Raw genomic sequence first — 9,328 nt, 5'->3', positions numbered from 1 at the left:
GCGTTGCGGACTTCTTGCATCAAGTTCAGGTAGTAGTGCAAGTTGTGAATGCTGGTGAGCATCGGCCCCAGCATTTCGCCGCAGCGGTCCAAATGGTGCAGATAAGCGCGTGAGAAGTTCTGGCAGGTGTGGCAGGTGCAGGTTTCGTCGAGTGGGCGCTCGTCGGTTTTGTGGCGGGCGTTGCGCAGCTTCAGATCGCCAAAACGGGTGAACAAATGGCCGTTGCGGGCGTTGCGCGTCGGCATGACGCAATCGAACATGTCCACGCCAGCGGCCACGCCATCGACCAGATCTTCCGGTGTGCCCACACCCATCAAGTAGCGCGGCTTGTGGGCCGGCAACAGGTGGGGCGTGTGGTTCATGATGCGCAGCATCTCGTCTTTGGGCTCACCCACCGAGACCCCACCCACAGCGTACCCCGGCAAATCCAAGTCCACCAAGGCGTTGAGCGACTCTTCGCGCAAGCTCTCAAACATGCCCCCTTGGACGATGCCAAAAAGGGCGTTCGGGTTTTGAAGCCGCTCGAACTCGGTCTTGGAGCGCTTGGCCCAGCGCAAGCTCAGCTCCATCGACACCCGCGCTTCCTTCTCGCTGGTGATATGGCCGCTGCCTTTGACGCCTTGCCAGTAAGGCGTGCATTCGTCGAACTGCATCACGATGTCGCTGTTCAGCACCGTCTGGATCTGCACGCTGACTTCGGGCGTGAGGAAAAGCTTGTCGCCGTTGACGGGTGAAGCGAACTTGACGCCTTCTTCGCTGATCTTGCGCATCTCGCCCAAGCTCCAGACTTGAAAACCGCCCGAATCGGTCAGGATCGGTTTGGACCAGTTCTCAAACTTGTGCAGGCCGCCAAACTTTGCCATCACGTCCAGGCCCGGACGCATCCAGAGGTGAAAGGTGTTGCCCAGAATGATCTGTGCGCCCATCTCTTCAAGCGAGCGCGGCATCACCCCTTTGACAGTGCCGTAGGTGCCCACGGGCATGAAGATGGGTGTCTCGATGACACCATGGTTAAGAGTCAAGCGGCCGCGCCGAGCGTGGCCTTCAGTAGCGAGGAGGTCGAATTGCAGCATGGGTCAGGTCGTGAAGTGCATCTGGATCTGGTGTTCCAGGTGCTGAAAAGAGGGCAAGCGGCGTAGGCAGTCGAGGTTGTCGATCTGATTGGTGACGTGATGTCGCTTTGCTTCGGGGTTGAACTTGCGCAGCCGACCCTGAGGCAACTCGCTGGCGGTGCGCAAAGCCTCGAACAGAACATCCTTGGGGTCCGGCAGCGACTCGATCCGATCAAGGCGAGGCAGGTTGAGCGCCACCTTGCTGGCCGGGTTGCCTGCGGCCTTGCGGATCGCCGGTTCGTCCACCAGCAGCCACGCTTCGGTCATGCGAACCGGGATGATCGATATCGACGCAGGGGCCGAGTCCAGGCTGGCGAGCGCCTGCTGGATCTCTTCAATCCGAGCCGCCGGGAGTTCTTTCTCGGCGTCACGATGCACAAATAGCAAGTCACACGGGTACAGGTCGATCGCTTGTTTGATCCGCTGGAGCAAAGGCATGCCGGCTGGTAGCTCTGCAAATTGTGGCGAACGATACGGTCCGGGGCAATGTTCATCAAGCAGCATGTCCAGCAGCGGCACCAGTACCCGGTCTGAACTTCCATCGGCCACCAACGTACACGTCAAGATCGACATCAAGTGCTCCGACTCGTCGGTAGATGGTGGAACAGGTCGGGTGTAAGGTGATCCTGAACCCGCCGCTTGCTGCTTGGTGCTGCGTGGGGCACGGTACCGCCGAGATACCCCTGCAACTCGCCTTTGCTGATCAGTTCGGTGGTTGGCAACCCTGAAGCGCGCCAAGTGCTACCCAGTGGTTTGAAGTGAATCCACTCGGCCCGACGTTCACGCAGGGTCTCGGCCATCAACAGATCGCTGTCCGGCAACTCAGCCACAACCAGTGGCGAGTGGGTGTTGATAACCACTTGTCGCAGTGGGGCGGGCATTTTGTCGGTGTCGCTGTCTGATTCGATCTCTTCGGCCAAGCTGCGCACCAACCGCAGCATTTCTGGAATGCGTTGAGGATGGATGCCATTTTCTGGCTCTTCCAAGCAAACCAAGCCGGATGCGAGCGGATCAGAGGCCAGCACCGCCAGCGCCAAGAAACGCAGCGTCCCGTCCGACAGTGAACTGGCGGCATAACGCTCATGGTTCTTCATCGTGACGTTGAGGGTGCGCTGCTGGCGAACATCATCGCTATCGACATCGACCGAAACGATCCCTGGGATCAGTTCCGAGAGTTGCTGTGCAACCTCGGCCTGACTACCAACGCGTAGCAGTGTGTTGGGCAAGTGGCCTCCGGTGGCGCTGAGATGGGCATGGCCTCGGTACTCATCTGGTGCCCGCAGGGCGCTTGGCTCCAGTTGCAGCAAGCGCCACGATTGCATCTCTCTGCGAGCGGCCAGTGCTGTTGGGTGTGAGGACGAGTTGATCCCTGAAAGCACGGTCTGTGGCGACTTGCGGGCAGGTACTGTCGAGGGTCGGCCGGCTTTGGCCAAGTCACCATACAACTTGATGGCGTGGCTGTTGTCGGTTTCGATGAAGGGCGTGGTGCGTTTGCCAGGCCCAGTCACATGACGTTTGATCCACGCCTTGTCTGGTTGAAAATGCAGCAGCTTGCCGGCCTCGCTGGAACGCTTGGCGATCAGCTCTTCTCGGTCGATATAGATCGGATCCTTGTCGGTGTCGCCTTCACGCTGGGGGTCAAAGCCCAACACCAAGGTGTACTGCAGGAAAGTTGCGCTGGCAGTCGCTTGGCGTTCGTAGTCGTCGGTGACTTCGCGTGGCACGATCATCTCGGCGATCAGCGTCATCTGCTTGGGGGTCGCATCCGACGTGGCGAACAGGTTCTCGATGCCGGCGATGCGATCACCTGTGCCACGAACCTTCAGCGCTGCTTGCAGGAGTGGCATGGAGGCGAGATCGCTCAAGAAGGTGATCGCGTCAAATAGATTCGATTTACCCACCCCGTTGCGCCCAGCGATACAGGTGAATGGTCCGAAGTGAAGATCAACATCACGCAAGTTCTTAAAGCCCTTGATCTGAATCCGGCTCAGCATGAAGGGTCTCCGAAGGTGGTGATGGGGTCGAATTGCAGCATGGGCTGGATTGTCTCAGGCTGCAACAACCTCGCTTGGCGTGATGCATGAACGGCGCAACTGTTGTATCGGTGCTGATTCATCTTTGCCTCAGCCACCATGCGGTGGGTCTGCCTTAGTCTGGTTTGCATGAAGGCGACCGATCTTTCGACCCACATCATCCAAACCACTGCGGGTATGGTGGCCTTGCGCGTGGAGTGGCAGGCGGCGGCCGCAGCGGCTGTCCCGATCAGTCTCTTTACGACATGGGACTACCTGCATTTGGTGTGGAAGTATTTGCATCAATCGCGTGACGCGCCTTATCTGATCGTGATCCGTCAAGCCGGTCGGTTGGTGGGTTTATTGCCGCTGGTGTGCTCACATCGTTCGCATGGTGGCGTATCGATGCAGGTGCTGCGCCACATGGCGACTTGGGAGGGTGGGCGTGCTGATCTTTTGGCCCTTATCGCCCCAGAACGGCTTTGGCCGGCGGTGTTCGAGGCCCTGCGACGTGATCGCCATGGTTGGCACATCTTGGATTTGCGGGGCCTGGATGAATCCGAAGGCTTGCTGGCCAACCTGCACCACGTGGCGCGGGGTTTCCGTTGTGAGGTGATGCCCGACGGGGAATCGGGCTATCTGCCGCTGAAGGGCTCGTGGGAAACCTACTTGGCTGCGCGGCCCCGTGGGGTGCGCCAAGCCTTCTTGCGGCGTCAGCGCGCCATGGCGCGTGACTGCCCGCAGGCCTGTGTTGACGTGGCCGATTCGCCGGCGGCGATCAGCGCTGCTTTCGAGCGCTTCTTGGCCCTTGAACGGCGGAGTCACAAACACGAGGTGGGTGCATCGCTGGCCGGAAGCCCTCGGCGGGTGGCTTTTTACCGGGCAGCGCTGCCTTTGCTGGCCGCACAGCACAAGGCCTCGATTTGGCTGTACCGCGATGTCCACGCCAAAACCGATATGGCCGGTTTGGTCCGACTCTCCTATCGGGATGTGCTTTATGAGCGCGACTCGACTTTTGATCCCGCCTATGCCCGCTACGCCCCTGGCACTGCGCTGTGCGCTGAGGCGATGCGGCGTAGTTTTGGAGGGCGTTGGCGCGAGTCCCATGTGCCCAGCCGCCCCATGCCTTTTGACGAGCAACCGACCGCGCCGGCTTGGTATGACCAGCGCCGCCCCACCTGTCGGCTGGTGGTGCGTAACAGCCGATTTTTATCGTGGTCGTTTATCGGCGTTAGCATGCCCGTATGGAAATTTTGATGGTCGATGACCATGTGCTTTTTAGAGATGGGTTGGCGTTGATGATGCGGCAGTGCTTTCCGCACGTGGTGCTGCGCGAGGCCGCCAACCTCAGTGCTGCGCTCAAGCAATTGCGCCGCCCGCCGGCCGTCGAGATGGTGTTGCTTGATCTGGGTTTGAGCGACAGCCAAGGCATGGACAGCATCGACCGCGTCCAAGCGGCGGCACCCCATGTGACGTTGATCGTGCTGTCCGGTGACGATCAACCCGAGACCGTGCTGACGTCGATTGAGCATGGCGCTTCGGGGTTCATTCCCAAAACAGCCCGCTCCGGCGTGATCGAGACGGGGTTACGCACCGTGATCGAGGGTGGGGTGTACATCCCACGCGCGGCGGTTCAGCTGCTGCGGGGCGTGCGCTCGGCCGAAAGTTTGGGCTTGGGGTTGTCCCAGCGGCAGATTGATGTGCTGCATGGTTTGGCGGCGGGTGAGGCCACCAAGGCAATGGCCCGGCGCATGGCGGTGGCTGAATCGACCATCAAAACGCATTTGTTGGGCATCTATCGCAAGTTGAGCGTGTCATCACGCACCGAAGCCGTCTTGGCTGCGGCCCGTTATGGGTTGCTTGATCCGCCCTGAACCACCGAACCCCTGAATCACCGAATCTCCGTATGCCACCAGACATGGGTAGAACAATGACATCCTTGCACACCGCCCAGCGTTTGCTTTGTGCTGGCGTGATCGGTCTGGGTTTATTAGCCCCCTCGGCACCTTGGGCGCAACAAGCGGTTGCTGCCGGCGTTCAAGCCCCCGAGCGTGGCCCGGTGGCCCGGGGTGTCCAGCGTGTTCGCAGTGGTTCCGCTGATCAGCCCTGGGCTCGGGTGATCGTCAAGCTGCACGGCCCGGCCCAAAACAACCGCCCGCTGGCTTTGGCCGTCCCCTTGGGGCGGCAAACGGTGCAGCATGCCCAAGCGCTGGGTGGGCGTTTGGGCTTGGCGCTGAGCGATGGCCGCACGCTTGGGGCCGAGACCCAGTTGATCTTTGCCCAAGGCTTGAGCAGCCAAGACTTGGCGCAGCGCTTGCGTGCTGATCCAGCGGTGGCTTGGGCGGTGCCCGATCAACGGCGCTTTATCTCGGTCGCCCCCAGCGATCCGCTCTACGGGGCCGGACAGCCTGCGGGGGTGACCCCGGCGGTGGGGCAGTGGTATTTGCGCGCTCCCACCGTGGCCGAGCCCGCCGGGATCGACGTCGAAGCGGCTTGGCGTCAAGCCTTGCCCCTGTTGGCCAGCCGGCCAGCGGTGGTGGTGGCCGTGCTGGACTCTGGGGTGCGGCTTGATCATCCTGATTTCAGCGGCAAGCTGCTGGCTGGCTACGACTTTGTGGATCAGGACTACAGCGGCGCAGGCGCACCCTTGGGCACCTTCATCACCGCTGCCGACAACGATGGCTGGGACGACAACCCTTCTGACCCGGGGGATGGCGTGACCCCAGCGGAGAGTGCGTCGCCCGGCGTGCTGTTTGGCTGTACGGCGGGCGATAGCAGTTGGCATGGCACCCAAACCACCGGCATCGTCGGTGCCGCGACCGACAACAACGTGGGCATCGCCAGCGTGGCGGCCACCACCCAAGTGCTGCCCGTGCGGGTGCTGGGTAAATGTGGCGGCTGGGACAGCGACATCTTGGCCGGCATGCGCTGGGCGGGTGGTTTGACGGTGCCCGGCGTGGCGCAGAACCTTCATCCGGCCCGGGTCATCAATCTCAGCTTGGGCTCGCCGGGTGCTTGTACGGACCCCCAATCGACCGGCCCGCTGTATCAAGCGGCTGTGGCCGAGTTGCAGGCCATCGGCGTGGTGGTGGTCGCTTCGGCGGGCAATGACAGCTCGGTGGTGAATGTGCCGGCCAATTGCCCTGGGGTGATCGCTGTGGGAGCCGTGCGCCATACCGGCACCAAGGCCGGCTATGCCAGCTTGGGGCCAGAAGTGGTGGTCAGTGCCCCGGGCGGCAACTGTGTCAATGCCACCGGCACCTGCCTCTACCCCATCGTCTCGACCCTCAATTGGGGTGCGCAACTGCCCGGGGCGAACGGCTACAGCGATGGGGATTTGATGCCCGCTTTGGGCACCAGCTTCTCGGCCCCCCAAGTGGCGGGCACGGTGGCGTTGATGCTCGGTGTCAACCCAGCGTTGGATGCCACGCAAGTAGCACAGGTGTTGCGCGGCAGTGCGCGGGCTTTTCCGTCGAGTGGGGCCGATGTGGGTGTCGTGGCCTGTGCGGTACCGAGCGCCACTGCGACCGCTCAAAGCGAGTGTTATTGCACCGCCAACACCTGTGGCGGTGGTTTGCTCGACGCGGGTGCCGCTGTGCGGGACGCCTTGACGTTGCTCTCCAACCAACCGCTGGCCCGCATCGCTTTGCTGCCTTCAACCCTGCTGGTCGGCCAGAACATCGCGTTGGAGGGGGCCTATTCCATCGCGCCCGTTGGCACAACGATCCAGACCTATCAGTGGCAGATCACGGCGGGGCAGGGCACGGTGCAATGGCTGTCGCCCACCACTGTGTCGGCCCCGACCCTGCGGATCTTGTCTCCAGGGCCGTTCACGATCAGCCTCACGGTGACGGCTTCGAACGGTGCTCACCATACCGCCACGCGCAGCGGTGAAGCCGTCTTGGCGGTGGTGACAACCCCCTTGCAGCACGGCCGGATTGTCGGCATGGCCTTGGATGGCTTGGACTTGGGCCTGTTGTTGGGGGTGTTGTTGGTGGGGTGGGTCGTCCGCATGGGCAGGGTTTGGCGCGGTCAGCGGCCGCAGCTGGCCCCTGACCGCGTAACATCGCGCCCCTGAAACTTGTTCTGCCTTTCTAAAGGCTGTCCCCCTGTCGGAGTCCGTCATGAAAGACCGTGTAGCTGAGATTCAGCGTTACACCAAGGAAACCCAGATCCGCGTGCGCGTCAACCTTGACGGCACAGGTCACGCCAACTTGAAAACCGGCATCGGTTTTTTTGATCACATGCTCGATCAGATCGCGCGCCACGGCCTGATTGATCTGGATATCGAGGCCGCAGGCGATCTACACATCGACGGGCATCACACGGTTGAAGACGTCGGCATCACGCTGGGCATGGCGGTGGCCAAGGCGGTGGGCGACAAGAAGGGCATCTCGCGCTACGGCCACAGCTATGTGCCGCTCGACGAAGCCTTGTCGCGGGTGGTGATCGACCTTTCCGGGCGGCCCGGTCTGGCGATGGATGTGAAATTCACCTCCGGCATGCTCGGCGCGCTTGATACCCAGTTGGTGTTTGAGTTCTTCCAGGGTTTTGTGAATCACGCTTTGGTGAGCTTGCACGTCGATAACCTCAAGGGTCACAACGCGCATCACCAGTGTGAAACGATTTTCAAGGCCTTTGGGCGCGCCTTGCGCATGGCTCTGACGCCCGATCCACGCTCCATGGGCATGATTCCTTCGACCAAGGGAGTGCTTTGAGATGACGGCACGGACGACAGCACCGACGGCACCACGAACCGTGGCGGTGGTCGATTACGGCATGGGCAATCTGCGCTCGGTGTCGCAAGCGGTGATGCATGTGGCGCAGGACTCGGGCCTGACGGTGGTGGTGACTTCGCGTCCTGAAGACGTGCGCGCCGCCGAGCGTGTTGTGTTGCCAGGGCAGGGCGCCATGCGCGACTGCATGCGTGAGTTGCGCGATTCCGGCCTCAAAGAGGCTGTGCTCGAAGCGGCGGTGAACAAGCCCTTGATGGGCGTGTGCGTGGGCATGCAAATGCTGCTCGACCACTCTGAAGAACAAGACACCCCCGGCTTGGGCCTGATCCCCGGCCAAGTGCGGCGCTTCCGTCTGGAAGGCCAGCATCAGCCCGATGGCAGTCGCTTCAAGGTGCCGCAAATGGGTTGGAACCAAGTGCGGCAGATGGCGCATGCCCATCACGGCGGCCAAGTGCATCCGGTCTGGGCCGGGGTGCCGGACGACGCTTGGTTTTACTTCGTCCACAGCTATCACGCCTGCCCGACAAACCCCGCGCACAGCGCCGGTGAAACCGAATACGGGCTGCGATTCAGCTCAGCTGTGGCGCGAGACAACCTGTTTGCCACTCAGTTCCACCCCGAGAAAAGTGCCGAGTACGGCTTGATGCTGTATCGCAACTTCTTGGCTTGGCGGCCCTGATTGAGCCCTGAGGCTCGTTTTTTCCGTTTCTAACTCTTAACTGCTTTTTGCCATGCTCCTGATTCCGGCAATCGACCTCAAAGACGGCCAATGTGTGCGTCTCAAGCAAGGCGACATGAATGTTTCCACCACCTTTGGCGCTGACCCCGTTGCGGTGGCGCGTCGCTGGCTGGACGCGGGCGGTCGCCGCTTGCATCTGGTGGACTTGAACGGCGCTTTTGCCGGCAAGCCCGTCAACGAGCCCGCGATCAAAGGTATTTTGGCCGAGGTGGGCCGCGATATTCCCGTGCAACTGGGCGGCGGTATCCGTGATCTGGCCACCATTGAGCGCTACCTCAACATGGGCCTGCATTACGTGATCATCGGCACCGCTGCGGTCAAAGACCCGGCGTTTTTGCGTGCTGCTTGCGCCGCGTTCCCTGGCCACATCATCGTGGGCTTGGACGCCAAGGACGGCAAGGTCGCCACCGACGGCTGGAGCAAGCTCACCGACCATGACGTTGTCGATATGGGCCGCGCTTTTGAAGATGACGGCGTCGAAAGCATCATCTACACCGATATCGGCCGCGACGGCATGCTCACCGGCATCAACGTGGACGCCACCGTCAAGCTTGCCCAAGCCGTGCGCATCCCCGTGATCGCCTCCGGCGGCCTGTCCAACCTCGCCGACATCGAAGCCTTGTGCGCCGTCGAGAAAGAAGGCGTCGAAGGCGTGATCTGTGGCCGCGCCATCTACACCGGCGACCTCGACTTCGCCGCCGGCCAAAAGCGCGCCGACGAGCTCAACGG

At 61.7% G+C, this 9,328-nt stretch carries 9 protein-coding genes; 6 read left to right on the top strand and 3 right to left on the bottom strand.

Features of this window, described 5'->3' with window-relative positions; genetic code table 11:
* The 3 genes from tgt to AC3VI7_RS11000 form a co-directional block, all read right to left on the bottom strand.
* Positions 1-1,073 (bottom strand): tRNA guanosine(34) transglycosylase Tgt (gene tgt, locus AC3VI7_RS11010; RefSeq protein WP_489671521.1); only part of this gene is annotated, 1,073 nt, incomplete at its 3' end.
* A gap of 3 nt (positions 1,074-1,076) precedes the next feature.
* On the bottom strand, positions 1,077-1,685 hold the full coding sequence (locus tag AC3VI7_RS11005) for a hypothetical protein (protein WP_489671037.1): 609 nt from the start codon (positions 1,683-1,685) through the stop codon (positions 1,077-1,079).
* Positions 1,685-3,106, bottom strand: a complete 1,422-nt coding sequence (locus tag AC3VI7_RS11000; RefSeq protein WP_489669672.1) for an AAA family ATPase — start codon at positions 3,104-3,106, stop codon at positions 1,685-1,687. Before AC3VI7_RS11000 ends, AC3VI7_RS11005 begins: the two co-directional genes overlap by 1 nt.
* A 168-nt stretch (positions 3,107-3,274) precedes the next feature.
* Here AC3VI7_RS11000 and AC3VI7_RS10995 point away from each other — a divergent pair, with 168 nt between their 5' ends.
* The 6 genes from AC3VI7_RS10995 to hisA all read left to right on the top strand — a co-directional run.
* Entirely contained in the window at positions 3,275-4,381 is a 1,107-nt protein-coding gene (locus AC3VI7_RS10995; RefSeq protein ID WP_489669673.1) for a GNAT family N-acetyltransferase, read from the top strand.
* Entirely contained in the window at positions 4,369-4,998 is a 630-nt protein-coding gene (locus AC3VI7_RS10990) for a response regulator (protein WP_489669674.1), read from the top strand. Before AC3VI7_RS10995 ends, AC3VI7_RS10990 begins: the two co-directional genes overlap by 13 nt.
* A gap of 56 nt (positions 4,999-5,054) precedes the next feature.
* Positions 5,055-7,202 (top strand): S8 family peptidase, encoded by a 2,148-nt coding sequence (locus tag AC3VI7_RS10985; protein WP_489669675.1) that lies wholly within the window; start codon positions 5,055-5,057, stop codon positions 7,200-7,202.
* A 46-nt stretch (positions 7,203-7,248) separates the two neighbouring features.
* Entirely contained in the window at positions 7,249-7,842 is a 594-nt protein-coding gene (gene hisB / locus AC3VI7_RS10980) for an imidazoleglycerol-phosphate dehydratase HisB (RefSeq protein WP_489669676.1), read from the top strand.
* Between the two features lies 1 nt (position 7,843).
* Entirely contained in the window at positions 7,844-8,539 is a 696-nt protein-coding gene (hisH, locus tag AC3VI7_RS10975; RefSeq protein WP_489669677.1) for an imidazole glycerol phosphate synthase subunit HisH, read from the top strand.
* 52 nt (positions 8,540-8,591) lie between these two features.
* Positions 8,592-9,328, top strand: a 737-nt coding sequence (gene hisA / locus AC3VI7_RS10970) for a 1-(5-phosphoribosyl)-5-[(5-phosphoribosylamino)methylideneamino]imidazole-4-carboxamide isomerase (RefSeq protein WP_489671520.1), incomplete at its 3' end; no start/stop codon positions are given.

The organism is Leptothrix toolikensis (SeqCode) (assembly GCF_057922285.1).
This window is presented reverse-complemented; position numbering and strand designations above follow the sequence as displayed.